The organism is Arthrobacter sp. SAFR-023, assembly GCF_051965295.1.
Lineage (GTDB): Bacteria > Actinomycetota > Actinomycetes > Actinomycetales > Micrococcaceae > Arthrobacter.
This window is the reverse complement of the sequence record NZ_JBQCMF010000001.1, coordinates 437,908-464,241: the sequence shown is the minus strand read 5'-3', so window position 1 is coordinate 464,241 and position 26,334 is coordinate 437,908. Positions and strand designations below refer to the sequence as shown.

Here is a 26,334-nt window from a genome sequence, read left to right as displayed (position 1 = left end):
CGGCCCGAAGCGCCAGCACTAGAATCAATAGCGTGATTTATCCAGCAGCAACAGGAGACCGCCCGGCAGTAACGGGCCCGGCCGGGACGTCCCACGGTTACAACCGGACGGCCCATGAACGCTCCGCAGTGATCGACCTCGGGGCCATCCGGCACAACGTGCGCCGGCTCGCCGCGGCCGCCGAGCCGGCCAAGGTCATGGCAGTCGTCAAGGCCGACGCCTACGGCCACGGGGCGGTGCCGGTGGCGCGTGCGGCCCTCGAGGCGGGCGCCAGCTGGCTCGGCGTCGCGCACATCTCCGAAGCGCTGGCGCTGCGCGCGGCGGGCGTCGAGGCCCCGCTCCTCGCCTGGCTGCACACCCCGGAAAGCAACTTCGGCGCGGCGGTGGCCGCCGGTATCGACATCGGGTGTTCCGGCTGGGAGCTGGAACAGATCGTGGCTGCCGCCCGGGAACAGGAACGGCCGGCGCGCGTCCACCTGAAGGTGGACACCGGACTGGGGCGCAACGGTGCCACCGTCGAGGCGTGGGACCGGCTGGTGGGTGAAGCCGTGGAGTACCAGGACCAGGGGCTGCTGCGCGTGGTGGGCATCTTCTCCCATCTTGCCGTGGCCGACGAGCCCGAGCGCCCGGAAACGGATGACCAGCTCGCCGCGTTCCGCGAGGTGCTGGCCATCGCCGAGGACGCCGGTGTGGACCCCGAAGTCCGCCACCTGGCCAACACCCCGGCCACGCTGTCCAGGCCGGATACGCACTTTGACCTGGTCCGCGTGGGGCTGGGAATCTACGGCCTCTCGCCCTTCGAAGGGCAGAACTCCGCGGAACTGGGCCTCCGGCCCGCGATGACCCTGCGCACCGTCGTGTCCCACTGCAAGGACGTGCACTCGGGCCAGGGCGTCTCCTACGGCTTCAACTACCGCACCTCGGGCGAGAGCACGCTGGGGCTCATTCCGCTCGGTTATGCCGACGGCGTTCCCCGCGTCGCCACCGGCGGCCCCGTCCGCGTGGAGGGCGTCACCTATCCCGTGGTGGGACGGATCGCGATGGACCAGATGGTGATTGACCTCGGCCCGCTGGACGTGTCCCGGGGCGGCCACAGCGTCCTCGGAGCAGAGGCCGTCCTCTTCGGCGACGGTGCCGACGGCGGCCCCATAGCTGACGACTGGGCCCGCGCTGCCGGCACCAACAACTACGAGATCGTCACCCGCATCAGCCCCCGCGTGCCCCGCACCTACATCAACGAATCACCCAGCGGCGAAGCGCCGGCCGGCGAACCGCCCGCAGGTGAACCGACCGCTACCGGAACGCCGGCGCCATGAGTGTTCCGGAAACGGGCGGCATCCCGGAAACCGGCGGCGCTCCGCTGTGGGTCCAGAACCTGACGGTCACGACGGCGGACCAGACCCACGCGCTCGGCGCGGCCCTGGCAGAGGTGCTCCGGGCCGGGGACCTCCTGGTGCTCACGGGCGAACTGGGCGCCGGCAAGACCACCTTCACGCAGGGCCTCGGTGAGGGGCTGGGCGTCCGCGAGGGCATCATCTCCCCGACGTTCGTGCTGGTGCGCATTCACCCCAACCTCCCCGACGGACCGCGCCCGGGCGGGCCGGACCTGGTGCACGTGGACGCCTACCGGCTGGGATCGGCGTCGGAAATCGACGACATTGACCTGGAGAACACGCTGGACTCTGCCGTGACTGTGGTGGAGTGGGGCCGGGACCGCGTGGAGCACCTGACCGAGAGCCGGCTCGAGGTGGAGCTGCACCGCCAGCTGGGCGGCGCCGCCGCGGCCCACCATACCGGGAACGGCGCCCTGGACTTCGAGTCCGAGGACGACGACGAACCACGCGCCATCATCATCCGCGGCTTCGGGCCGCGCTGGGCGGAACAGCCCGTTCTCGCCGCGGAAGGAATGTCCTGATGCTTATTCTTGCCATTGACACCTCAGCCGTGGCCAGCGCCGCGCTGGTGTCGGACGACGCCCTGGAAGGCGTGGTGGGCAGCTTCTCCACTGAGGACACGAGGAGCCACGCTGAGGTCCTTGCACCCGGAATCGAGCGCTTGCTGGCCGACGCCGGGGTGACCGGGGCCGACATCGACGCGATCGTTGTGGGCGTTGGCCCCGGTCCATTCACCGGGCTCCGGTCCGGCATTGCGACGGCGCGTACCCTCGCCTTTGTCTGGAACATCCCGCTGCACGGCATTATGAGCCTCGACGCCGTCGCCCTCGAAGTGGCCGAGTCCACCGATGCGCCGGCCGAGTTCCTCGTGGCCACGGACGCCCGGCGCAAAGAGGTCTACTGGGCGCGCTACACCCTGGCCGCAGGCCAGTTGCCAAAGCTCACGGACGGCCCGCACGTCGGCTTCGCCGTGGACCTCCCCGACCTCCCGGCCTACGGCGCGGGCGCCGGGCTCTACCCCGAGGCCCTCCGCGCGGATCCGGACTTCAGCACTGAACAGCCTGACGCGCTGTATCTGGGCCAGTTTGCGCTGGCGAGGCTGGAGGCCGACGAGGAGCTCCTGGACTCCACGCCCCTCTACCTCCGCGAATCCGACGCGCAGGTCCCCGGCCCTCGGAAGCGTGCCCTGTGAACGTCCTGCCCCGCCGGCTGGACTCGGGCGTGACTATCCGGGACATGCTTCCCGCAGACATCCCTGCCGTCCACGAGCTGGAAGTCCGGCTTTTCCCGGTGGATGCTTGGCCGCTGCAGATGTTCTGGGACGAACTGGTGCAGCCGGAAACCCGCCGGTACTTCGTGGCGGAGGCTGCGGACGGCATCGTCGGCTATGCGGGACTGATGTGCGTGGAGCCGATCGCCGACGTCCAGACCATCGCTGTGGTTCCCGAGTATGAGGGCAGGGGCATCGGCACGGCGCTCCTCACCGACCTGATCGCCGAGGCGCGGCGCCGCGGCGCAGCCGACATCCTGCTGGAGGTCCGGGCCGACAACCCGCGCGCCCAGCAGCTGTACATCCGCTTCGGGTTCGAGCAGATCCACGTGCGGAAAAGGTACTACCGCGACGGCGTGGACGCCCTGATCATGCGTCTTCAGCTGGAGGACGTGCTCGCTGTGCACCGTGACATCGTGCACCAGGACATCGTCCACCAGGACGTCGTGCATGACGCCGAACCCCAGCCTGTGCAGACCGACGAAGCCGGCCGCGCCGGCGATACCGCTCCGACGGAGGCAGACCAGAAATGAACCGCACGCAGCCGCTAGTACTCGGCATTGAGTCATCGTGCGACGAAACGGGCATAGGCATCGTCCGCGGCACAGAACTCCTGACCAACACGGTGTCCTCGTCCATGGAGGAGCACGTCCGGTTTGGCGGGGTCATCCCCGAAATTGCCTCGCGCGCCCACCTGGACGCCTTCGTTCCAGCCCTGCAGGCCGCCCTGGCTGAGGCAGACGTGACGCTGGACGAGATCGACGCCATCGCCGTGACGTCCGGACCGGGGCTGGCGGGTGCCCTCATGGTTGGCGTGTGCGCCGCCAAGGCGCTCGCCGTCGCCACCGGCAAGCCGCTCTACGCCATTAACCACCTGGTGGCCCATGTGGGGGTCGGCCTGCTCAACCCGCGGCCCGGCGTCGGAACGGACGGCAACACCGGCGGCGGCGCGGACAAGCGCATTCTGCCCGGCAAGCCCATACTTCCCGACAACCTTGGCGCCCTGCTGGTTTCCGGCGGGCACACCGAGATTTTGCGGATCCGCAGCATCACGGACGACGTCGAGCTGCTCGGTTCCACCATCGACGACGCCGCCGGCGAGGCGTACGACAAGGTCGCCAGGATCCTCGGCCTCGGCTATCCCGGCGGCCCGGCCATTGACCGGCTGGCGCGCGAAGGCAACGCCAAGGCCATCAGGTTCCCGCGCGGACTGACGCAGCCCAAATACATGGGCACCGCGGAAGAGCCCGGCAAGCACCGCTACGACTGGTCCTTCAGCGGCCTGAAGACCGCGGTGGCCCGCTGCATGGAGCAGTTCGAAGCCGCGGGTGATCCCGTGCCGGTTGCGGACATCGCAGCAGCATTCCAGGAAGCCGTGGTGGACGTCATTACCTCCAAGGCGGTCCTGGCCTGCCGGGAGCGTGGCATCACGGACGTGCTGCTGGGCGGGGGAGTGGCAGCCAATTCGCGGCTGCGGCAGCTGACAGAACAGCGCTGCTCGGCCGCCGGCATCACGCTGCACGTTCCGCCGCTGGATCTGTGCACGGACAACGGCGCGATGGTGGCCGCGCTCGGAGCGCAGCTGGTGATGGCGGGCATCGAACCCAGCGGAATCAACTTCGCGCCGGACTCCTCCATGCCGGTCACGACGGTGTCGGCGCCAAGTAGGTCGCAGATCAGGGCGTTCTGAGAGCTGGGAACGCCCTCAACTGCTACCTAGTTGGGCCCGCCCCGCGGAGGTTGGGTGACGCGGAGGCGAGAGCGGAGGCCGGGTTACGCGGTGGGGCCGTTCCGCATCTGCTTCACGAGGTCGAGGACCACTGCCTGGAGGTTGCCGCCGCTTTCGGCGGCCACGCGCCGCTGGCGCTGGTACCCCGCACCGCGGCTGATGATCTTTTCGACGTCGGCCAGCTCATCGGAGCAGCCCAGCTTTGCGGCAATCGGTTCGAGCCGGTTGAGTGTCTCCAACAGGTGGTCGGTGACGAGCTGCTCGTTGCCCTCGGCGTCGAGGATGATGATCGCATCCATGCCGTAGCGGGCGGCCCGCCACTTGTTTTCCTGGACGTGCCAGGGCGGCATGGTGGGAATGCTGCCGCCGGCGTCGAGGATGGTGGAGAACTCGTGGACCAGGCACTGCGTCAGGGCCGCCACGGCGCCCACTTCCTCCAGTGTGGCCAGGCCGTCGCAGATGCGCATCTCAATGGTTCCGAGGGCCGGCACGGGACGGATGTCCCAGCGGATCTCCGAGATGGTGTCAATTACGCCGGTGGTAAACATGTCCTGGACGTAGGACTCGTACTCTTCCCAGCTGGCGAACTGGAAGGGCAGCCCCGCCGTCGGCAGCTGCTGGAACATGAGGGCGCGGTGCGAGGCGTAGCCGGTGTCCTCGCCGCCCCAGAACGGGCTGGACGCGGACAGGGCCTGGAAATGCGGGAAGTAGTTGACCAGGCCGTCGAGCACGGGGAGGACCTTGCTGCGCCGGTCCAGGCCAACATGGACGTGTACTCCGTAGATGACCATCTGCCGGCCCCACCACTGCGTGCGGTCGATCAGCTTGGCGTAGCGTTCCTTGTCCGTGACCGGCTGCAGCTGCGGCGGGCTGAACGGGTGGCTTCCGGCGCAGAACACTTCCACGCCCATCGGGTCCGTCACTTCGCGGACGGCGGCCAGGGAACGGGCGAGGTCTTCCTTCGCTTCCGCGGCGGTCTCGCAGATGCCGGTAACCAACTCCACGGTGTTAAGCAGCAGCTCCTGCTTGATGTGGGGATGCTCGTCATCCTCGTTCAGCTCGGGGTGCCGTGCCACTACTCCGCGCAGGACCTCGTTGGCCACGGACGACAGTTCACCGGTCTGCGAATCCACCAGCGCGAGTTCCCATTCCACACCAAGAGTTGATTGCCTGGATGAAGCGAAATCAATCTTCATGTGTTCCTCGCTGTGTGCTGGCCTAATGACGTCGGGTCCGGTCGCCGTCCGTTCCTGGCGAACGGCTGGCAGGGGAACGGTCATCCAAGTCTAGTGCAGGGGTAGCATCGAAGTGATGGCTTGGCTACACAGGGCGCGTGAGAGTGTTCACACCACCAGCCGCCCCACATCCCCCAGGAAACGTCCCGGCAGTGCACGTGCGCGCAACGCACCGGCGGCGTCTGCGGCAGCGCTCGCGGCGCTGTTCGCGGTTGCGTCGTGCACGCCGGCAGCACCCGAACCAGGAGAGGGAACGACGACGGCGCCCGCGGCTTCCGCTTCCGGCTCGCCGCAGACGGCACAGAGTTCTGCACCGCACTCCGGTTCACCCCAGACACGTGCATCGAGTCAGGCCCCGTCCACGGCGGCGCCCGCACCGAAGGACAGGGCGGCGCTGGGCTGGGGCCCGCAGCAGCGGGACGCCGACGCGGCCGCCGCGGCGGTGGCCAAAATGACCCTGGAGGAGAAGGCCGGGCAGGTGCTCCTGCCCTTCTACACCGGCCTTGACCACGAAACCCAGGCCGCCACGGTGGAACGGCTTCACCTGGCCGGGTCCATGATCATGGCCGACAACGTGCCCGGAACAGCCACCGGCCTGGTGGATGTCCGGGCGCTGGCGGGGGTGACGCGCCGGCTGGACAACGCGTCCCGCTCCGGCGGCCGCACCTGGCCCGGCCTGATCGGCGTTGACCAGGAAGGCGGAGCGGTGAGCCGCGTCGGCGCTCCGCTGACCCGCTGGCCCACGCCCATGAGCTACGGCGCCGCCGGCAGCGTGCCCCTCGCGGCCGAGGCCGGCACCGGGCTGGCGGCGGAACTCGCGCCCCTGGGTTTCACCGTGGACTTCGCCCCCGCGGCCGACGTCACCATGGGCCCCGCTGATCCCACCATCGGGGCGCGGTCCATGTCCGCCGACGCCCGTGCCGCCGCATCGTTGAGTGCCGGCTTCGCCAAAGGCATGCTGGCCGGCGGCGTGCTGCCCGCCGTCAAGCATTTTCCCGGGCACGGTTCGGTGACCACCGATTCCCACAAGGACCTCCCCGTCCAGAACGCCACCCTCGCGCAGTTGAAGGCGCGGGACTGGAAGCCGTTCCAGGCCGCGGTCAAGGCGGGAGCACCGATGGTCATGACCGGCCACATTGCCACACGCGCCCTTGATCCGGGCGTGCCCGCGTCCCTCTCAAAGGCGACGTACTCTGCGTTGCGCGGCCTGGGATTCAAGGGCGTGGCGGTCACGGACGGGCTGAACATGGGCGCGGTGACAGGCCGCCATCCCCACGGTTCCGCAGCGCCGGCCGCGCTGGCAGCCGGGGCAGACCTGCTGCTGATGCCGGCGGATGCAGCCGCCGCTCATGCCGCCGTCGTCAGGGCGGTCACCGGGGGGAAGCTCCCGCTGTCACGACTCGAGGAGGCGGCCCGCCGCGTGGTCACCATGATGATCTGGCGCGGCCGGACGGCCCAGCCGCAGCCGACGGCAGCGCCGGGAAGCGGCGAGGCGCTTTCCGCAAAGGTCTCGGCGCGGGCCATCACGGTGGTCACGGGGAGATGCAAGGGCGCCTCCGTGGCCGGCTACGTCCGGGTGGCGGGCGGCACGGCAGTGGACCGGGCCCGCTTCGCCGCCGCGGCCAAGGACGCGGGGATTACGCTGGGAACGGGGCCGCTGGTCACGCTGATCGGCTATGGTGGCGGGCCCGCGAAGGGCGACATTGCGGTGGCACTGGATGCCCCGTGGCCCTTGGCGCAGTCCGTCGCGCCCACGAAGATCGCCCTCTACGGCCGCACGCCCGGAGCGTACAAGGCGCTGCTGGCCGTTCTGATGGGGAAGGCCACCGCCCCCGGTAAGCTGCCGGCCGCCGTCGGACCCTACCGGGCCGGCACGGGCTGCAAATAACAACCGGCTTCAGGTAATAAACCCGGCCCCGCCGTTTAATGGAGGGGTGCCGATTCTGAATAAAGACATGACCCTGTGCATTTCCCTCTCGGCCCGGCCGAGCAACAACGGGACCCGCTTCCACAACCACCTGTACGACCAGCTGGGCCTCAACTGGATCTACAAGGCCTTCGCGCCCACGGACCTGGCCCAGGCGATCGCGGGCGTCCGCGGCCTGGGGATCCGCGGCTGCGCCGTCTCCATGCCCTACAAGGAGGACGTGATCGCCCTGGTGGACGCCATGGACCCGTCCGCCAAGGCCATCGATTCCGTCAACACCATCGTCAACGACGGCGGCCGCCTGACGGCGTACAACACGGACTACACGGCGATCGAGCAGCTGCTGGAGGGCAACGCCGTTCCGGCCGGTTCATCGGTGCTGCTCAAGGGCGCCGGGGGCATGGCCAAGGCCACGGCCGCCGCCCTGCGCGACGCGGGGTTCAAGGACGTGACCATCATCGCCCGCAACGAAGCAGCCGGCCGGGCGCTCGCCGATCTATACGGCTTTGCCTGGCGCGCAGAGCTCGGCAGCGGCCCGGAGGCCACTGCGGACATGGTCATCAACGTCACGCCGGTGGGGATGGCCGGGGGACCGGAGGCGGACGCGCTGTCCTTCCCCGCCGAAACCATTGAAGCCGCCAAGATCGTCTTCGACGTCGTGGCACTGCCGGCGGAAACACCGCTCATCAAGGCGGCGCGGGCGGCCGGCAAGCAGGTCATCACCGGAGCGGAGGTGGCCACGATTCAGGCGCTGGAGCAGTTTGTGCTGTACACGGGTATCCGCCCCACCGAGGAGCAGGTCCGCGACGCCGAGGCGTTCGTCCGCGCCCAGTAAGCCCTGTAGCAGCCAGCGGTTACACGGGCTCCACGGAGACAGCCACTCTTTCTTCCCCGATCCGGGTGAGGACCAGGGTGGCTGTCTTTTTGCCTGCGCCCTTGCTGCCGGCTTTACCCGCCCCCTTGCCTGCCGGCAGTAGCTGCCTGCGCAGCTCCTCAGGGGTGACGGACGTGCCGCGCTTCTTGATGTCCAGCACGCCGACGCCGTTCACCCGGACCCAGGCTTTGAGCGCCTTGACGTTGTACGGCATGACTTCCAGAACCCGGTAAGCCCGGGCGTACGGCGTGTCCACCAGCTCCGGGGCGCAGATGTAGGCGATGTGCTCATCAACGAGGTGGCCGCCCAGTCCGAGGGCGAGGTCTGCCACAAGCCCGGCGCGGATGACGGCGCCGTCCGGCTCGTACAGGAAACCCTCCACCGGGCCAACAGGGGCCACGGGTCCGGCGTCGAACTCCTCCCCGCTGGTGAGTTCGGCGGCGCCCTCTGCACCGATGACCAGGGCGGCCCGGCGGATGCCCGGGCGGGCCACGACGTTGAACCACAGCGTGACTTCCGTGACGTCGCCGTTCACCGAGACCCACTGTGCCTCGCAGTCCGCCGGCACCGACTCGTGCGGCATGCCGGGGCCCATCTTGACGCCGACGGCGCGCCCCGCGGCGGCCAGCGACTCCACGAAGGACAGCGGCGGAGAGAACGCCTCGGGGTCCCAGATCCGCTTGGTGCCGGACGTGGTGGTGGTGCGCCGGGCGGGGTCCAGCCAGACGCCGGCCCCGTCCTCCAGCTCCACGGACGTTGCGTCCGAATGGACCACCGTGGCGTGGGGAAAGGGAATGAGGTTGATCGTGGCGCAGGCGGCGGTGGTCTCGTCGACCTCCACGGCGGTCACGGCGATGTCCAGAGATGCCAGGGCCATGGCGTCCGCGCCGAGGCCGCAGCCGAGGTCCGCGACATGGCTGACGCCAGCCTGGGCAAAGCGCTGGGCGTGCCTGGCAGCGACGTTGAGCCGGGTCGCCTGCTCCAGGCCGGCCTGGGTGAAGAGCATCTGCTGGGCAAACTCACCGAACTTGGCCTCGGCCCTGGTCCGGAGCCGTGACTGTGTCAGGACGGCGGACACGAGTTCGGGGGAGTGGCCGGCCTTGCGGAGGCTTGAGTTGAGGCTGAAGGAGTCGTCTTCCCGGTAGGGTCCGAGCGAGGCCAGCAGCTCCCATCCTTCTTCGGTTAGGAGTGGGGCGATCTGGTCCTGCGGTGCTTCAGACATGGGATCAAGCCTAGTGGAGCGGCCGCCCGTGCTCTTCCCGATCGGCCTGCTCTTCCCGATAGGGTGGTCTGAATGGAATCCAGCGCAACGCCAACCCCAGGTCAGTCCGATTCAGGTCAGCCCGAAAGCACCGGCCCCGGTCCGGCACAGCATAGCCGCCTGGTCCGGTACGCACGTCCGGTGCTGATCGCTGGAGCCGTTGCCGCCGTCGTCTGTCTTGTCCTGCTGGTGATCATCTTCCTGCTGGATTCCTTCAATGCCACCGTCTACTCGGTGGGCGGCAAGAACATCAGCGACGCCACCGAGGAAGCCCGGCAGATCCGGGACCTGTACCTGGGGGCGCGCGTTGGCGGCATCGTGGCGCTCATCGTGTCGGTCGTGACCGCGGCGGCGGCCGCCGTCGTGCTTGTCCGCGAACAGCGGAAAGCGGGGGACGAAGAGGCCGACGGCGGCCCGGACCTGGGGTTCGACGACCTCGCCGGGCGCTGAACCGCCCGCCGAAATCGGGTCCGTGCGGGTTACGGCGGATGAAATTCTGGCACTCACCTTGACCGAGTGCTAACCCCTTACATAGAGTCATCATTAGCACTCTCCCTAGGAGGGTGCTAACACACGAAGAGCTGCCAGCCTGGCTGCTGCCGGCACCGCGACGACGGTCTGCCGCCACGGCGCAACAGTTTTTACTGTCCATGAATTTTGACGAAAAGGAGAGGTCCGAGTGTCGGTCTCTATTAAGCCTCTTGAGGATCGTATTGTTGTCCGCCCGCTCGAAGCCGAGCAGACCACGGCTTCCGGCCTGGTCATTCCGGACTCCGCCCAGGAGAAGCCGCAGGAAGGCGAAGTTGTTGCAGTAGGCCCCGGCCGCTTCGAAGACGGCAACCGCGTACCGGTCGACGTAGCCGTTGGCGACGTCGTCATCTACTCCAAGTACGGCGGAACCGAAGTCAAGACCGGCGGCACCGAGTACCTCGTGCTCTCCGCCCGCGACGTTCTGGCGATCGTCGTTAAGTAACTCTTTGGATCCCCGTGCCGCTGCCCGAGTCTGATTCTGTCTGACCGGGCGGCTGCGCGGGGTTCTGTCTTGAAAGGACAAACCATGGCAAAGCAGCTTGCGTTTAACGACGCTGCCCGCCGGTCGCTTGAAGCCGGCATCGACAAGCTCGCCAACACGGTTAAGGTGACGCTTGGTCCCCGCGGCCGCAACGTCGTGCTGGACAAGAAGTGGGGCGCCCCCACCATCACCAACGATGGCGTGACCATCGCCCGGGAAGTCGAACTGGACGACCCGTACGAGAACCTTGGCGCCCAGCTGGCCAAGGAAGTCGCCACCAAGACGAATGACGTCGCCGGTGACGGCACCACCACCGCAACCGTGCTCGCCCAGGCACTGGTCAAGGAAGGCCTGCGCAATGTTGCCGCCGGCGCCGCTCCTGGCCAGATCAAGCGCGGCATCGAGGTCTCTGTCGAGGCCATCGCAGCGCGCCTGCTGGAGAACGCTCGTCCCGTCGAGGGCACCCAGGTGGCCAACGTTGCCGCCATTTCCGCGCAGAGCGACGAGGTTGGAGAGCTGCTCGCCGAGGCATTCGGCAAGGTCGGCAAGGATGGTGTGATCACCATCGAGGAATCCTCCACCACGCAGACCGAGCTGGCGCTGACCGAGGGCATGCAGTTCGACAAGGGCTACCTGTCCCCGTACTTCATCACCGACACCGAGCGCCAGGAAGCCGTCCTCGAGGACGCCCTTATCCTGATCAACCAGGGCAAGATCTCCTCGGTGCAGGAATTCCTGCCGCTGCTGGAGAAGGCGCTGCAGAGCTCCAAGCCGCTGTTCATCATCGCCGAGGACGTCGACGGCGAGGCCCTGTCCACGCTGATCGTCAACCGCATCCGCGGCACCCTGAACGTGGTTGCCGTCAAGGCTCCGGGCTTCGGTGACCGCCGCAAGGCCATGCTGCAGGACATCGCGACGCTGACAGGCGCCCAGGTTGTGTCCCCGGAACTGGGCCTGAGCCTGGACTCCGTTGGCCTCGAGGTGCTGGGTACCGCCCGCCGCATCACGGTGACCAAGGACAACACCACCATCGTCGACGGCGCAGGTTCGGCCGAGGACGTTGCAGCACGCGTTGCGCAGCTGCGCGCCGAGCTGACCCGCACCGATTCCGACTGGGACCGGGAAAAGCTGCAGGAACGCCTGGCCAAGCTGGCCGGCGGCATCGGCGTGATCAAGGTCGGCGCAGCCACCGAGGTTGAGCTGAAGGAAAAGAAGCACCGCATCGAAGATGCAGTGTCCTCCACCCGCGCCGCCCTCGAAGAAGGCATCGTGGCCGGTGGCGGTTCCGCCCTGATCCACGCGCTGAAGGCGCTCGACGAGGACCCGGCCGTCACGGCACTCGAAGGTGACGCGGCTGCCGCCGTCGGCATCGTCCGCCGTGCCCTGGTCCAGCCGCTGCGCTGGATCGCCCAGAACGCCGGCCACGACGGCTACGTTGTGACCGCACGGGTTGCCGAGCAGGACAACAACCACGGCTTCAACGCCAAGTCCGGCGAGTACGAGGACCTGATCGCGGCGGGCGTCATTGACCCCGTCAAGGTCACCCGTGCCGCTCTTCGCAACGCAGCCTCCATCGCTGCGCTGGTGCTCACCACCGAAACCCTCGTGGCTGACAAGCCGGCCGAGGAAGACGAGCACGCAGGCCACAGCCACTAGGCTGCAGCCCGCCCTCGCGGCTTCACAAGAAGGCCCGTCCAGCAGCCGCTGGGCGGGCCTTCTTGGCGTTTTCTGTGGCGTTTCCCCAGTTGAGACGGGGATCACATCCAGCGCGTTAGATTGGTCTGAAAAATCACGAAACGGTAACGTGGTTACTTTGTGCTGCCGTTTGAGGGGTTATTTGTGCCAAAAACCAAGGAACACACCCAAGAGCCACGGGCTGCCCGGCTGAAGGCCAAACCGGGCTACCGTCCCGAGGTCCAGGGGCTTCGCGCCCTCGCGGTGCTCATGGTGGTCACGTACCACGTGTGGCTTGGCCGGGTTTCCGGCGGCGTGGATATCTTCCTCCTCATCTCGGCATTCCTGCTGACCATGTCCTTCGTCCGCAAGGTGGAGAAGGGCACGCCGCTGCGCCTCGTGAGCCACTGGCTGCACCTCTTCAAGCGGCTGATCCCGGCCGCCGTCGTGGTGATCCTGGGTGTGCTGGCCGGAACCGGGCTGGTCCTGCCCCAGAGCCGCTGGCCCGACGTCCTCGACGAGGCCTGGGCATCGCTCCTCTACGGGCAGAACTGGCTGCTGGCCAACACAGCAGTGGACTACTACGCGCAGGACCACTCCGGAGCCAGCCCCCTCCAGCATTTCTGGTCGCTGTCCATCCAGGGCCAGGTCTTCATTCTCTGGCCGCTCATCTTCGCTGGCTCCGCCCTGGTGTGGCGGCTGCTGCGGGCCCGCCGGGATGTCAGCTACCGGACCGTCCTGATGGTTGCCTTCGGCGGCATCTTCATCGCTTCCCTGCTGTACTCCATCGATCAGACGGCCGGCAACCAGGCCTACGCCTATTTCGATACGCGCACCCGGTTGTGGGAGTTCGCGCTGGGATCGCTGCTGGCACTGGTGCTGCCCTACCTGAAGCCGGGGAAGGCGCTGCGCGTCGTGCTGGGCTGGGCCGGGCTCGCCGCCATGATCTCCTGCGGGCTGCTGCTCACCGTTGACCGGTCCTTCCCGGGCTTCATTGCGCTGTGGCCCACTCTGGCCGCGGCTGCCATCATCGTGGCTGGTCAAAGCGGCAGCCGGTTCGGCGTGGATAGGCTCCTGACCGCAAGGCCTCTGGTGGGGCTGGGGGACAACTCCTACGCCCTGTACCTCTGGCACTGGCCGGTCCTGGTCCTGTCCCTCGCGGCCACCGGCATCGAAAAGCCCAACCTGGTCCAGGGCCTCGCCATTGTGGCCGGTTCCGTGGTGCTGGCCGTGCTCACCACCCGCTTCGTGGAAAAGCCCCTGCGCGAATGGCACTGGCCGCAACTGCGGGCCTGGCGCACCGCCGTCGTGATTGTTGCCTGCGGCGCCTTGCTGGCCGGGCCGGTCGCGGTGTGGCAGACCAAGCTGACCGCTGAGGAAGCGGCAGCAGCCGCGCAACCGCGCGAGCTGACGCCTGGTGCGGCCGCGCTGGCGCCGGAGAACGCCGGAAAGGCGACGCCGGAAGCCACGGTGATTCCCGCCCCTGCCGCCATGAAAAACGAGTGGGCGGACATCGACGGGCTGTGCACCGGCGAAAACGTCCCCAGCGACCCGCTGCTCAACGGCTGCCTGCAGAACAGCAAGCCGGACAAGGTCACCAAGAGGATCGTGGTGCTTGGTGATTCCCACGCGCAGCAGTACATGGCTGCGCTCGGCCCCATCGCCAGGGACCACGGCTGGGAGGTGGTCACTCTCCTGAAGGGGAACTGCCGGTTCGGCGCCGAATCCCCGGAACGGGACGCCGACTGCAACGCCTTCAACAAGGCCAGCGCCGCCTACGTCATGGAACACAAGCCGGACGCGGTGTTTACCGTGGCATCCCTCACGCACAAGGAAGCCCCGTTTGAAACGGAGGTTCCCGGCTACCTGGACGGCATCAAGCCGTTCACCGACGCCGGGATTGACGTGGTGGGGGTCCGGGACAACCCACGGTTCGCCATCAACATGCCCGAATGCGTCCAGAAGTACGGCACTGAAGCTCCCGAGTGCAACCCGCCGCTCGGCGAATCCCTTGCGGCCAAATCGCCGCTGGACGCGTACCGGGGCAAGGTGGACGGGCTGCACCTGATGGACATGAGCGACTTCATCTGCGCCGGTGGCATCTGCCCGGCCGTGGTGGGCAACGTCTACGTCTACAAGGACGACAACCACCTCACAAAGACCTACGTCCAGTCGATGATTCCGATGTTCGAGAAGCGGCTGCTGAAGGCGACCGGCTGGAAATAGCGCCACGGTCGTGCCTTTGCTCACAAAGCCGTTCCGGAATATGGGGATCGCCGCGGAGGTTCTAGAATTTATTCAATACTTCTGCACAGGCCAGTCCCGTAATGACGGGCTGGTCATCGGCTGCAACCCCTACCCGTGAACCTGTAAACCAAGGTAAGAGGCGCACTCATGACCCAGCCCGAGCACGACCCCTTCGGCTTCATCGGCCTGACGTACGACGACGTCCTGCTGCTTCCCGGCCACACCGACGTGATCCCCTCCGAGGCGGACACGTCGTCCCGGATCTCCAAGCGCATCACCGTCCAGACGCCGCTGCTTTCGGCGGCCATGGACACCGTCACCGAGTCCCGGATGGCCATCGCCATGGCACGCCAGGGCGGCCTCGGCGTCGTCCACCGCAACCTCGCGATCGACGACCAGGCCGACCAGGTGGACCGCGTCAAGCGTAGCGAGTCGGGCATGATCACCAACCCGCTCACCATCGGCCCCGAGGCCACGCTGCTGGAACTCGACGAGCTGTGCGCCCGTTACCGCGTCTCCGGACTTCCCGTGGTGGACGACGGGAACCGGCTCCTCGGCATCGTCACCAACCGTGACACGCGCTTCGTGCCGGAATCCGACTTCCCGATCCGTTTGGTCAGCGACGTCATGACCAAGATGCCGCTCGTCACCGGCCACGTCGGCATCAGCCGCGAGGAAGCCTCGCACAAGCTGGCCACGAACAAGATCGAGAAGCTCCCGCTGGTGGACGAGCAGGGGCGCCTCAAGGGCCTCATCACCACCAAGGACTTCACCAAGGCCGAGCAGTACCCGCTGGCCACCAAGGACGACGAGGGCCGGCTGCGTGTCGGTGCTGCCATCGGCTTCTTCGGCGATGGCTGGGAGCGCGCCATGAAGCTGGTGGACGCCGGCGTTGACGCCCTCTTCGTGGACACCGCGAACGGCCACTCGCAGGGTGTGCTGGACATGATCCGCCGCCTGAAGTCCGATCCGGTTGCCGCGCACGTGGACATCATCGGCGGCCAGGCCGCCACCCGCGAAGGTGCCCAGGCACTGATCGACGCCGGTGCCGACGGCATCAAGGTGGGCGTCGGCCCTGGCTCCATCTGCACCACCCGCGTGGTGGCAGGTGTGGGCGTTCCGCAGATCACCGCCATCTACGAATCCGCCAAGGCGGCCATCCCGGCCGGCGTTCCGCTGATCGCCGACGGCGGCCTGCAGTACTCGGGCGACATCGGCAAGGCGCTGGTCGCCGGTGCCGACACCGTGATGCTGGGCTCGCTGCTGGCCGGCTGTGACGAGTCCCCGGGCGAACTCATCTTCGTCAACGGCAAGCAGTTCAAGAGCTACCGCGGCATGGGCTCCCTCGGTGCCATGCAGTCCCGCGGCAAGAACACGTCCTACTCCAAGGACCGCTACTTCCAGGCCGACGTCTCCGGTGATGACAAGCTCATCCCCGAGGGCATTGAGGGCCGGGTGGCCTACCGCGGCCCGCTGGCCTCGGTGGCGTACCAGCTGGTGGGCGGCCTCCGGCAGACCATGTTCTACACCGGCGCTCCCACCGTTCCCGAGCTGAAGGCCCGCGGCAAGTTCGTCCGCATCACCCCGGCCGGCCTGAAGGAATCGCACCCGCACGACATCCAGATGACGGTCGAGGCACCGAACTACGGTTCGCGCTAGCGCCTCCCTGGCCTCGCCGGCTCGGCCAGGGAACGCGGGCGCCCTGGGCCCATCCAGCGCAGAAAGGGGGTGGGGAGTTCTCCCCACCTCCTTTTGCGTTCCCGCCTTGTATATTCGGTCAAGGAACACCGGGCTGAAAACTGGGGGAGCGAGTGTCCGTGAACGGTAGGTCCAGGCCTGCGCTGGCATGGCGTCTGGCCGGAGCAGCTGCACTCCTGGCAATGGTGGTCTCCTGCGGCCGGCCTGGAAACGGGCAGAATACGGATGTCAGCCTCGAATCGGCCAAATCCAAAGTCATGTCCTCAGAACAGGAAATCCTGGGGCTGCTGCCTGATCATGCGGTTTTGTCCACGTTCGCCCACGATACGTCCAGCCTGATGTCCTGCACTGACGGGGAAAGGTGGAAGTGGACCGGGGACGCTGTTGCCGAAGTCGGGGCAGGCGTGGACCGCGATGCCACCCTCGATGAGGTGGTAGAGCTGATGCAGGCCAGGGACGGCTGGACGGTGAAAGACGGGGCGGCCCCGGATGGAGCCCGGCGCATCGACCTCCTGCACAGCGACGGCACCCACCTGTTCGTGTTCTTCGTGGACGGTCCTGAATCGCTGCGGGTCGAGGGCTACAGTGCCTGCTTCGACTTCCCGGAGTACGAATACGGCGAGAAGTATTGACAGACGCCGTCCACGGGCGCGGGACTAGGCTGGAGCCATGTCCCAACCACGCCATCCCGCCGAACTGAACCCGAAAAAGGAACCCCAGCGGCGGCTGGCACTGAAGCCCTACGCCCGCGCCGTCGCCCAGGTGCTCCGCGTCAGCTTCCGTGCGTCGCCCGGTGCCGTCCTCATGAAGGTGGCCGGATCGCTGATCTCGGCCGTGCTGCCCCTGGTCACCACGTACTTCGCCGGCCTGACCACCACCGCCTTGGCGGCCGCCTACAGCGGGGACGCCGCCGCCGGGCAGCAGGCCATCGTGTACGTCGTCATCACCGCCGCCCTTGGCCTGTTCTGGGGCGCGTTCGGCAGCGTGGACCGCTACATCCAGCAGCTCATGAGTTTCCGGGTGGGCGCCATCGTGGGGGACCTGATGTACGAGCGGTTCCTCGCGCTGGACTTCTGGCGTTACGACGACAAGGAAACGGTGGACCTCTACGACCGCGCCAAGCGGTTCTCCGATTCCTATGCCAGGGTCCTGGACAGGATCGCGGCCATCTTCACGCAGCTGGTGTCGGTGATCCTGGCCATCGGCGCGCTCCTGCTGGTGAGCTGGTGGATCGCCGTGATCGTCCTTGTTGCGATCGTCCCCAGCGTCTACCTGCAGTTCAAGCTGTCCCGCGAGCAGATCGCGCACTGGAACACGCAGGTGGATTCGCGGCGGCAGCGGCGGATGATCGAGACCAACCTGCTCCGGCCGCAGCACATCGCCGAGATGCGCCTCTACGGGATCGTCGGGTACCTCATGGGGCTGCGCTCCCGGTTACGCGACGCCGACGAGAAGCGCCGGCTGGACTTCCAGAAGCGGTACATCCCCAAGCAGCTGGCCGCCGATGCCCTGCAGTACGCCGCGGAGGTTGTCTCGCTCATCTGGGTGGTCGGCCAGATCATCGCCCGCGCCCAGCCCGTGGGGCAGTTCCTCTACGTCCAGCAGATCGTCAGCCGGGCCCTGTCCACGGCGAACAGCCTGGTGTCCTCGCTCAGCTCGATCGATGAGGATCTCGCCAACCTCAAGGATTACGAGCTGTTCATGGCGCTGCCCGTGCACTCCAGCCACGCGCCGCCGCTGCTGGCGGCGCCAAAGACGGTCGAGCTGCGGGACATCTGCTTCACGTACACCGGCAGCGACATCGAAGTGATCCGCGGGATCAGCATGACCATCCGCGAGGGCCAGCACATCGCGATCGTGGGGGAGAACGGCGCCGGAAAGTCCACCCTGATCCGCATCCTGGCCGGGCTTTACCGCCCGGATTCCGGCCAGGTGATGCTCGACGGCGTGGACCTCGCCGCCGTCGACGTCACCTCCTGGCACCGCCACCTGGCGGTGCTGAGCCAGGAGTTCCTCAAGTACGAGTTCGCCACCGCAGCCGAAAACATCCTCTTCGGCGACGTCGACTCACCCCGCGACGACGAGCGGATCAGCCGGGCGGCCGCCGATGCCGAGGCGCTGGAATTTCTCAACAAACTGCCCAACGGCCTGGACAACCACGTCAGCAACTGGATGGAGGATCCGCGCGGCCGGAAGGGGAGCGGGCTGAGCGGCGGGCAGTGGCAGCGGCTGGCCATGGCACGGAACTTCTACCGGAACGCCTCCTTCATGGTCATGGACGAGCCCACGTCCGCCATCGACGCGCTGGCGGAGCACCGCATCTTCACCCGGCTGTTCGCCGAACACAGCAGCACCATCATCGCCATCAGCCACCGGCTCGCCACGATCGAGAAGGCTGACATCGTGTACATGCTGGAGGACGGCCGGATCGTGGAGCAGGGCACACACCGGGAACTGGTGGCGCTCCGCGGCCGCTACTTCCGGATGTTCGAGTCCCAGCTCAGCGTCCCCACCAGCCCCCTAACCTCGCACGCTCGGCCAGGTAACCCTGCTGGCGTGGGCCCAGAAGCCGGCGGGATCTAGCTTCCGCCACGGTGGTTCGGACCCGGGCAAGGCTGGGCCGCGGCGGAACACTGCTGAACCCGAAGGTCACCGCTGGGCTGACGGGGGACAGCGGTCCGGCGTCCTCGCCTTCCCAGCTGACGACGGCGGAGCTGATGTGGTGGAGGTCGCTCACCCCGTAATACTCCAGCCTGCCGTTCCCCGCCGTGCCGAAGGTCCGGGTTCCGGGGCTGGCTGCAGCCACGAGCGGGTTGACCGCGGCCAGCCAGCCGGTGTGGACGGCGACGGGCCGGGGGACCGTACGCAGCAGCGAACCAAGGAGGGCCCTGCCGCCGACACTGGCCCGGAGAGCCAAGGGACCGGCGTCGACCGTCAAGCACTCCCCGGCCAGCACGGCGGCGACGTCCAGGACGCGGACCTCCTCGAAGCTGTAGGTGGCGGCGATGAACTCAGCCACCTCCTCAGCGGGAGCCAGCAGTATCCGCCGCCCCGACGGCAGCTGGACCATCACGTCCGCGAACGGGCCGAAGGGCGATTCCTGCCAGATCCCGACCACCGCGCGCAGGCCGGAGCCGGTCCCGATCCCTGCGATGTGGCCGTCGAAGACCCAGCGTCCGCCCATTCGTCCCCACCAGCTCCCTAACCTCGCAAGCTCGGCCAGGGAACCCCGCTGGCGTGGGCCCACTCTATCCTCGGACAGGCGTTCGACTGGGATAACCTAGAGCAGTGACTTACGAGATTGAGATTGGCCGTGGCAAGCGTGGGCGTCGTGCCTACTCCCTGGATGACATTGCGATCGTCCCCAACCGTCGCACCCGTGACCCCAAGGACGTCTCCGTCTCGTGGCAGATCGATGCCTACAAGTTCGACATGCCGGTTATCGCGGCCCCGATGGATTCCGCCATGTCCCCGGCGACGGCCATCGCGCTCGGCAAGCTCGGCGGCCTGGGCGTCCTGGACCTCGAGGGCCTCTGGACCCGGTACGAGGACCCGCAGCCCGTGCTGGACGAGATCGGCGCTCTTGCGGACGAAACCAACAGCCCCGCCGTCACGCGCAGGATGCAGGAGCTCTACAAGGCACCCATCCAGCCTGAGCTGATCACCTCGCGCCTGGCCGAAATCCGCGCCGCGGGCATCACCGTGGCCGGGTCCCTGACCCCGCAGCGCACCCAGGAACACTACAAGACCGTGGTGGCCGCCGGCGTCGACATTTTTGTGATCCGCGGAACCACGGTGTCCGCCGAGCACGTCTCCAAGGACCACGAACCGCTGAACCTGAAGCAGTTCATCTACGAACTCGACGTCCCCGTCATCGTGGGCGGCGCTGCCGGCTACACGCCCGCACTGCACCTTATGCGCACCGGCGCGGCCGGTGTCCTGGTCGGGTTCGGCGGCGGTGCCACCACCACCACGCGCCGCGCCCTGGGCATCCACTCGCCCATGGCCTCCGCCATCTCCGACGTGACCGCCGCCCGCCGCGACTACATGGATGAGTCCGGGGGACGCTACGTCCACGTAATTGCCGACGGCGGCATGGGCACCTCGGGAGACATCGTCAAGGCCATCGCCATGGGCGCAGACGCCGTCATGCTCGGCACCGCCCTCGCCCGGGCGGAAGAGGCCCCCGGAAAGGGCTGGCACTGGGGCCAGGAGGCGCACCACCTGGAACTGCCCCGCGGCGACAGGGTCAACATCGGAACTGTCGGTCCGCTGGAAGAGGTGCTCTTCGGGCCGGGCCACCACACCGACGGAACCTCCAACCTGATCGGCGCGCTTCGCCGCTCCATGGCCACCACCGGCTATTCGGACCTCAAGGAGTTCCAGCGGGTCGACGTCGTGGTTTCTCCCTACGCCGGAAACTGACCCGCCGCCCCCGGCAACACAGTCCGCGCCCTGCCCATCGGCAGGCGTACGAAGTACTCTGGTGAACTACAACGTTCCATGAGGATGGAGGCCTGTCATGACCGGTTTCGGTGAACGTCCGCCGGCGACCAGGGGAGCCTTGGGCCCCGAAGCGCGGGAGTCCGCGCTGGCCGCGCTCAAGGCTTCAACGGAGCCGGGCAAGGAACTGGACATTCTCATCGTCGGCGGCGGCATCGTCGGCGCCGGGGTGGCCCTCGACGCCGTCACCCGCGGCCTGAGCGTCGGCATCGTGGAAGCCAGCGACTGGGCCGCCGGGACCTCATCACGGTCCTCCAAGCTCATCCACGGCGGCCTCCGTTACCTGGAAATGCTCGACTTCGCCCTGGTGAAGGAGGCGCTGCAGGAACGGGGGCTGCTGCTTTCCGAGCTGGCGCCGCACCTGGCCCGGCCGGTGCCTTTCCTGTACCCGCTGACCAAACACTTCGTCGAGCGGCCGTACATCGGCGCCGGCATCGCGCTGTACGACGCCATGTCCATCTCGGGCGGGCACAAGCGGGGGGTGCCGTTCCACAAGCACCTGTCGCGCCGGGGCACCCTGCGCGCCGCCCCGAGCCTGAAGGACGACGCCTTCGTCGGTTCCATCCGGTACTACGACGGCCAGGTGGACGACGCCAAGTACGTGGCCAACCTGGTGCGGACCGCCGCCTACTACGGTGCGCACGCGGTCAACCAGACCGCCGTCGTCGATTTCCTGCGCGAAGGCGAACGTGTGGTGGGCGCCAAGGTGGTGAACCGCGAGGACGGCTCCACCTTCAACATCCGCGCAAAGCAGGTCATCAACGCCACCGGGGTCTGGACCGACGAAACCCAGGCCATGGTCACCGACCGCGGCCAGCTGAAGGTGCGCGCGTCCAAGGGCATCCACCTGGTGGTGCCGCGCGACCGCTTCCAGTCAACGGTCGGGCTGATCCTGCGGACGGAGAAGTCCGTGCTGTTCGTCATTCCGTGGGGACGGCACTGGATCATCGGCACCACGGATACCGACTGGCACCTGGACAAGGCCCACCCGGCCGCGTCCAGCAAGGACATCGACTACCTCCTGGAGCACGTCAACAAGGTCCTCAAACGGCCCCTCACCCGGGAGGACGTGGAGGGCGTCTACGCCGGGCTGAGGCCGCTGCTGGCCGGAGAGAGCGACTCCACGGCCAAGCTCTCCCGCGAGCACATCGTGGCCCACCCCGTGCCGGGCCTGGTGGTGGTGGCGGGCGGCAAATGGACCACCTACCGCGTCATGGCCAAGGACGCCGTGGACGAAGCCGTCCGCAGCATGGACGAGCGCGTGCCCCCGAGCTGCACCGAGACCATTCCGCTGCTCGGAGCCAGCGGGTTCAGGGCCGCCTGGAACCGCCGGAACCGGACCGCCGAGGAATCAGGGGTGCACGTCGCCCGCGTGGAGCACCTGCTGAACCGCTACGGATCCATGACCTCTGAGGTGCTGGCCATCATCCAGGACCGGCCCGAACTGGCCGAACCGCTGCCCGGCGCCGACGACTACCTGCAGGCCGAGGCGGTCTACGCGGCAACCCATGAGGGCGCCCGGCATGTGCATGACGTCCTGACCCGGCGCACCCGGATTTCCATCGAGGCGTGGGACCGCGGTGTGTCTGCCGTCCCGGTAGTCGCTAAGCTTATGGGAGAAATTCTTGGCTGGAGCGATGCGCAGCGGGAAAGCGAAATCAAGCATTACCTTGCGCGGGTGGAAGCCGAACGGCTCAGCCAGCAGCAGCCCGATGACGAATCGGCCGATGCTGCCCGGCTGGGGGCGGAGGACATCGTCCCGCTGCGCTGAGATCGCAGACCGCCGCCGGACGGGCCCCGGCCTCACTGAAGGGACACCACTTGGCGGAACCACTGGACCGTTACGATGCCGAGCTCACCACACCGGACATGGTGATCCTCGAAATGGACGCCGAGGACAAGGTGGACGCAGCCGGCCAGCTGGCCCGGAAGCTGTTCGACGCCGGCCGCGTCTCGGACCTCGAGGGTTTCCTGGCGCACGTCAACGCCCGTGAGCACCAGCTGGCCACCGGCCTGCCCGGGGGCGTGGGCCTGCCGCACGCCCGCAGCGAGTTTGTCTCCGAGACCTCGATCGCCGTCGGGATCACCAAGTACGGCAAGGCTCTCGACTTCGGGGCCGCGGACGGCCCCGCCACCGTGGTCCTGCTCATTGCCACGCCGGCGAGCTCGTTCTCCGACCACCTGGAAGTGCTCGCCACCCTGGCGCGGTCCCTGTCCAAGGAATCCTTCCGCGAGTCGCTGCGGCGGGCCTACGATGCCGACATCATCGCAGAGCTCATCAACTCAAGCCTCGTCTTCTTCGACCACTAGGCGCGAACGTACAGTTGAGGCCCCTCCAAACCGCGCGAACGTACACTTGAGGCCCTTCGCCGGGGCCTCAACTGTACGTTCGCGCTCCCGGCGGTTCGTTGTTCTACACACGGACGAAGTAACGTTAAGGGGTGTGGAAAACAGCCCTCCAGCCCCGGTGGATCGCAGGCCTGGTCTTTGCGATCGCCGTTTCGGGTGTCTTTGTGCTACTGAGCCAATGGCAGTTCGGCCGTTCCACGCAGCCGGAAGTGCCTGTAAGCCCCACCACGGAGCAGGTCCAGGCCCTGACGAAAACCCTCCAGCCCGGCGACTTCTTCCGCGGCTCGGTGGCGGACCAGATGGTCACGGCATCCGGCACCTACGATCCTGCCAAGCAGGTCCTGGTTCCGGGCCGCCTCAAGGACGGCAAGACCGGATACTGGGTGGTCACGGCCTTCGCGGTGGCAGACGCCCCGGTCCTCAAGGGCGCGGCTGCCTCGCCGAAAACCTACATACCGGTGGCCCGCGGCTGGGTCGTCGATCCCGCCGACGCCAGCGCCCCGCCGTCGGGCGTTATCCGGCTGACCGGACGGCTGCTGCCGTCCGAGGCCCCGGTGCCCAACACGGCCCCTGAGCCCGGCCGGGCGACGGCCGTGTCCGTGGCCGAACTCATCAATGCCTGGAACGTCAGCAGCTACCCGGCCTTCGTTTCCGCCACGGCGGAAAAGGCGGGAACGGCCGACGTCGGTGCTGCCGCCGGCAGCGGCCTGGAGCCGCTCAGCATCGCGGCCCAGCCCCCGGCCGCGAAGGTCAACTGGCTGAACCTGTTCTACTCCGTGGAGTGGATTGTTTTCGCCGGCTTCGCCCTGTTCATCTGGTGGCGGCTGGTCAAGGACGACTACCGCAGAAGCCTCGAGGACGCTGAGGATTACGCCAGCGGGGACAACGACGCCGCTGGCGGCGGACCAGAACCTACCCAACCCAACGAGATCCAACAAAAGGTACAGCCATGATCGAACCCAAGCCGGCCATCCAGCCCTCGAATCCGACCGGGGCGGCGAAGAAGCGACGCTTCGGCGGCACGGAGGCGCAGATCCGCTCCGCCCTGAAGTTCTACAAGGTCATGGCCTACCTCACGGGTGCCATGCTGCTGCTGCTGTGCGCGGAGCTGGTGGCCCGCTACGGCTTCGGCCAGTACCTCTTCGCCGGCGGAACGGACGCCCTGACCGGCCAGCCGTTCGGCTTCGGCTTCGCCCAGGCGGAACCGAAGGGCGTCCTCGGCGGATTCAACGTGTCCGTGACCGTGCTCATCGTCCACGGCTGGATGTACGTCGTGTACCTGATGTCAAACTTCCGACTGTGGACACTGATGCGGTGGCCGTTCAGCAAGATGATCCTGCTGGCACTCGGCGGCGTGGTCCCGTTGCTGTCCTTCATCGTGGAGAAGAAGTTCCACGCCGAGGTTGAGGCTGAACTGGCCGCCAACCCGCAGGCCGCCAGCCGCTACTGATCCGCGTACCGTGCTTCACCGCGTTCCGTGCGTCACAGCGGGGCCGCTCAAGATGCGTCGGGGCAAGCGCGCAAAGTAGGCTAGTACGGTGACTACTCCCACTGCATCCCAGACTTCCCAGAAGCCGGTGCTGGTTGTTGACTACGGTGCCCAGTACGCGCAGCTGATTGCCCGCCGCGTCCGGGAAGCAAATGTGTATTCGGAAGTGGTTCCGCATACCCACAGCACTGAGCAGCTCCTGGCCAAGAACCCTGCCGCCATCATCCTCTCCGGCGGCCCCGCCAGCGTGTACGCGGACGGCGCCCCGAGCGTCGGCGCTGACCTTTTTGAGGCCGGCGTCCCGGTCTTCGGCATCTGCTACGGCTTCCAGGCCATGGCCAACGCCCTCGGCGGCAAGGTGGACAGGACCGGCCTGCGGGAGTACGGCTCCACCCAGACCACCATCCTCGGCGAAGGCCGTTCCGTCCTCGAGGGAATGCCCCAGCACCAGAACACCTGGATGAGCCACGGCGACTCCGTCCACGAGGCTCCCGAGGGCTTCGAGGTGCTGGCCACCACGGCGGGCGCGGAAGTTGCCGCTTTCGCCAACGAGGAGAAGTGCCTGTACGGCGTGCAATGGCACCCCGAGGTGAAGCACTCCGCCTACGGCCAGCAGGTGCTGGAAAACTTCCTCTTCAAGGGCGCCAAGCTGGAACCGAACTGGACCACGGGCAACATCCTTGAGGAGCAGGTGGAGCGCATCCGCAAGCAGATCGGCGACGCCCGGGTCATCTGCGGCCTCTCCGGCGGCGTGGACTCGGCTGTTGCCGCGGCCCTCGTCCAGCGTGCCGTCGGCGACCAGCTGACCTGTGTCTTCGTTGACCACGGGCTGCTGCGCGAAGGCGAGGCCGAGCAGGTGGAGCGCGACTTCGTTGCCGCCACCGGCGTGAACCTCTACGTGGCCAATGAGCAGGAGCGTTTCCAGGCGGCGCTGGCAGGCGTCAGTGACCCCGAAACCAAGCGCAAGATCATCGGCCGCGAATTCATCAGGGCCTTCGAAGAGGCCGAACGTGCCATCATCGCCGACGCCGCGGCGCACGGCGAAAAGATCAAGTTCCTCGTGCAGGGCACACTGTACCCGGACGTCGTCGAATCCGGCGGCGGCGAGGGCGCGGCCAACATCAAGAGCCACCACAACGTGGGAGGCCTGCCGGAGGACCTGCAGTTCGAGCTCGTCGAGCCGCTGCGTGCCCTGTTCAAGGACGAGGTGCGTGCCGTGGGCGCCCAGCTCGGCCTGCCGCAGGAAATCGTCGGCCGCCAGCCCTTCCCCGGCCCCGGCCTGGGAATCCGCATCGTCGGCGAAGTCACCAAGGAACGCCTGGACCTGCTGCGCAAGGCTGACGCCATCGCCCGCGGCGAACTGACCGCTGCCGGACTCGACAACGACGTCTGGCAGATGCCCGTGGTGCTGCTGGCGGACGTCCGCAGCGTCGGCGTCCAGGGCGACGGCCGCACGTACGGCCACCCGATCGTGCTGCGCCCCGTCTCCTCCGAGGACGCCATGACGGCCGACTGGTCGCGGCTTCCGTATGAGCTGCTGGCCCGGATCTCCAACCGGATCACCAACGAGGTGGACGGCGTCAACCGGGTGGTGCTCGACGTCACCAGCAAGCCGCCGGGAACCATCGAGTGGGAATAGCGTTGTAAGAATGGCCGGCCTCCGCAGGGAGGC

At 67.6% G+C, this 26,334-nt stretch carries 22 protein-coding genes and 1 pseudogene; 20 read left to right on the top strand and 3 right to left on the bottom strand.

All coding sequences use genetic code 11. The annotated features are described in order from the left end of the window. The first annotated feature begins 32 nt into the window (after positions 1-32). The 5 genes and pseudogenes from alr to tsaD all read left to right on the top strand — a co-directional run bounded on the left by alr (position 33) and on the right by tsaD (position 4,354). Entirely contained in the window at positions 33-1,316 is a 1,284-nt protein-coding gene (gene alr / locus ACTHQX_RS02160; RefSeq protein WP_440155471.1) for an alanine racemase, read from the top strand. Further along, positions 1,313-1,915: a tRNA (adenosine(37)-N6)-threonylcarbamoyltransferase complex ATPase subunit type 1 TsaE gene (gene tsaE, locus ACTHQX_RS02155; protein WP_440155470.1), complete on the top strand. Its 603-nt coding sequence runs from the start codon at positions 1,313-1,315 to the stop codon at positions 1,913-1,915. Before alr ends, tsaE begins: the two co-directional genes overlap by 4 nt. Next, positions 1,915-2,586, top strand: coding sequence for a tRNA (adenosine(37)-N6)-threonylcarbamoyltransferase complex dimerization subunit type 1 TsaB (gene tsaB, locus ACTHQX_RS02150; RefSeq protein ID WP_440155469.1), 672 nt, complete (start codon positions 1,915-1,917; stop codon positions 2,584-2,586). Before tsaE ends, tsaB begins: the two co-directional genes overlap by 1 nt. 44 nt (positions 2,587-2,630) lie before the next feature. Next, a pseudogene (gene rimI, locus ACTHQX_RS02145) lies at positions 2,631-3,050 on the top strand (ribosomal protein S18-alanine N-acetyltransferase); the annotation flags it as partial. Between the two features lie 143 nt (positions 3,051-3,193). Continuing rightward, entirely contained in the window at positions 3,194-4,354 is a 1,161-nt protein-coding gene (tsaD, locus tag ACTHQX_RS02140) for a tRNA (adenosine(37)-N6)-threonylcarbamoyltransferase complex transferase subunit TsaD (protein WP_440155468.1), read from the top strand. Between the two features lie 83 nt (positions 4,355-4,437). Here the strand turns inward: tsaD and ACTHQX_RS02135 are convergent, their stop codons facing one another. Then, positions 4,438-5,589: a glutamate--cysteine ligase gene (locus ACTHQX_RS02135; protein ID WP_440155467.1), complete on the bottom strand. Its 1,152-nt coding sequence runs from the start codon at positions 5,587-5,589 to the stop codon at positions 4,438-4,440. Positions 5,590-5,704: 115 nt separating this feature from the next. On the opposite strand from ACTHQX_RS02135, the gene ACTHQX_RS02130 reads away from it, so the two are divergent. Together ACTHQX_RS02130 and ACTHQX_RS02125 are read left to right on the top strand one after the other, a co-directional pair. Next, on the top strand, positions 5,705-7,516 hold the full coding sequence (locus ACTHQX_RS02130; protein ID WP_440155465.1) for a glycoside hydrolase family 3 N-terminal domain-containing protein: 1,812 nt from the start codon (positions 5,705-5,707) through the stop codon (positions 7,514-7,516). A gap of 46 nt (positions 7,517-7,562) precedes the next feature. Next, on the top strand, positions 7,563-8,390 hold the full coding sequence (locus ACTHQX_RS02125; protein ID WP_440155463.1) for a shikimate 5-dehydrogenase: 828 nt from the start codon (positions 7,563-7,565) through the stop codon (positions 8,388-8,390). Positions 8,391-8,409: 19 nt separating this feature from the next. Here ACTHQX_RS02125 and ACTHQX_RS02120 read toward each other — a convergent pair whose 3' ends face one another. Beyond that, positions 8,410-9,651: a THUMP-like domain-containing protein gene (locus ACTHQX_RS02120; RefSeq protein WP_440155461.1), complete on the bottom strand. Its 1,242-nt coding sequence runs from the start codon at positions 9,649-9,651 to the stop codon at positions 8,410-8,412. A 180-nt stretch (positions 9,652-9,831) separates the two neighbouring features. Between ACTHQX_RS02120 and ACTHQX_RS02115 the strand changes: the two genes are divergently transcribed. From ACTHQX_RS02115 to ACTHQX_RS02085, 7 genes are all read left to right on the top strand, one after another. Next, on the top strand, positions 9,832-10,140 hold the full coding sequence (locus ACTHQX_RS02115) for a hypothetical protein (protein WP_440155460.1): 309 nt from the start codon (positions 9,832-9,834) through the stop codon (positions 10,138-10,140). A 229-nt stretch (positions 10,141-10,369) separates the two neighbouring features. Continuing rightward, positions 10,370-10,663 (top strand): co-chaperone GroES, encoded by a 294-nt coding sequence (groES, locus tag ACTHQX_RS02110; RefSeq protein WP_003805290.1) that lies wholly within the window; start codon positions 10,370-10,372, stop codon positions 10,661-10,663. Positions 10,664-10,747: 84 nt separating this feature from the next. Beyond that, entirely contained in the window at positions 10,748-12,358 is a 1,611-nt protein-coding gene (gene groL, locus ACTHQX_RS02105; protein ID WP_236804401.1) for a chaperonin GroEL, read from the top strand. 183 nt (positions 12,359-12,541) lie between these two features. Then, positions 12,542-14,602, top strand: a complete 2,061-nt coding sequence (locus tag ACTHQX_RS02100) for an acyltransferase family protein (RefSeq protein ID WP_440155458.1) — start codon at positions 12,542-12,544, stop codon at positions 14,600-14,602. Positions 14,603-14,770: 168 nt separating this feature from the next. After that, positions 14,771-16,282 (top strand): IMP dehydrogenase, encoded by a 1,512-nt coding sequence (gene guaB / locus ACTHQX_RS02095; RefSeq protein WP_190604970.1) that lies wholly within the window; start codon positions 14,771-14,773, stop codon positions 16,280-16,282. Positions 16,283-16,578: 296 nt separating this feature from the next. Next, positions 16,579-16,953, top strand: coding sequence for a hypothetical protein (locus ACTHQX_RS02090; RefSeq protein ID WP_440155456.1), 375 nt, complete (start codon positions 16,579-16,581; stop codon positions 16,951-16,953). A 37-nt stretch (positions 16,954-16,990) separates the two neighbouring features. Further along, the gene (locus tag ACTHQX_RS02085; RefSeq protein ID WP_440155455.1) at positions 16,991-18,904 is read left to right on the top strand and encodes an ABC transporter ATP-binding protein; all 1,914 of its coding nucleotides are present in this window, start codon (positions 16,991-16,993) and stop codon (positions 18,902-18,904) included. Here the strand turns inward: ACTHQX_RS02085 and ACTHQX_RS02080 are convergent. Continuing rightward, complete coding sequence (locus ACTHQX_RS02080) at positions 18,822-19,505, bottom strand: hypothetical protein (protein WP_440155454.1); 684 nt, start codon at positions 19,503-19,505, stop codon at positions 18,822-18,824. The two genes, ACTHQX_RS02085 and ACTHQX_RS02080, sit on opposite strands and share 83 nt — an antisense overlap. A gap of 104 nt (positions 19,506-19,609) precedes the next feature. Here ACTHQX_RS02080 and ACTHQX_RS02075 point away from each other — a divergent pair, with 104 nt between their 5' ends. The 6 genes from ACTHQX_RS02075 (at position 19,610) to guaA (ending at position 26,301) form a co-directional block, all read left to right on the top strand. Further along, positions 19,610-20,746: a GuaB3 family IMP dehydrogenase-related protein gene (locus tag ACTHQX_RS02075; RefSeq protein ID WP_236804390.1), complete on the top strand. Its 1,137-nt coding sequence runs from the start codon at positions 19,610-19,612 to the stop codon at positions 20,744-20,746. Positions 20,747-20,843: 97 nt separating this feature from the next. Beyond that, positions 20,844-22,595 carry a glycerol-3-phosphate dehydrogenase/oxidase gene (locus ACTHQX_RS02070; protein WP_440155453.1) on the top strand — a complete coding sequence of 584 codons (1,752 nt, stop codon included), beginning with the start codon at positions 20,844-20,846 and terminating at the stop codon, positions 22,593-22,595. A 50-nt stretch (positions 22,596-22,645) separates the two neighbouring features. Further along, positions 22,646-23,134 carry a PTS sugar transporter subunit IIA gene (locus ACTHQX_RS02065; protein ID WP_111905253.1) on the top strand — a complete coding sequence of 163 codons (489 nt, stop codon included), beginning with the start codon at positions 22,646-22,648 and terminating at the stop codon, positions 23,132-23,134. Between the two features lie 131 nt (positions 23,135-23,265). Further along, complete coding sequence (locus tag ACTHQX_RS02060; protein WP_440155451.1) at positions 23,266-24,126, top strand: SURF1 family protein; 861 nt, start codon at positions 23,266-23,268, stop codon at positions 24,124-24,126. Next, on the top strand, positions 24,123-24,623 hold the full coding sequence (locus tag ACTHQX_RS02055) for a DUF3817 domain-containing protein (protein ID WP_440155449.1): 501 nt from the start codon (positions 24,123-24,125) through the stop codon (positions 24,621-24,623). Before ACTHQX_RS02060 ends, ACTHQX_RS02055 begins: the two co-directional genes overlap by 4 nt. 88 nt (positions 24,624-24,711) lie before the next feature. After that, positions 24,712-26,301 (top strand): glutamine-hydrolyzing GMP synthase, encoded by a 1,590-nt coding sequence (gene guaA / locus ACTHQX_RS02050; protein ID WP_440155448.1) that lies wholly within the window; start codon positions 24,712-24,714, stop codon positions 26,299-26,301. Positions 26,302-26,334: the final 33 nt, after the last annotated feature.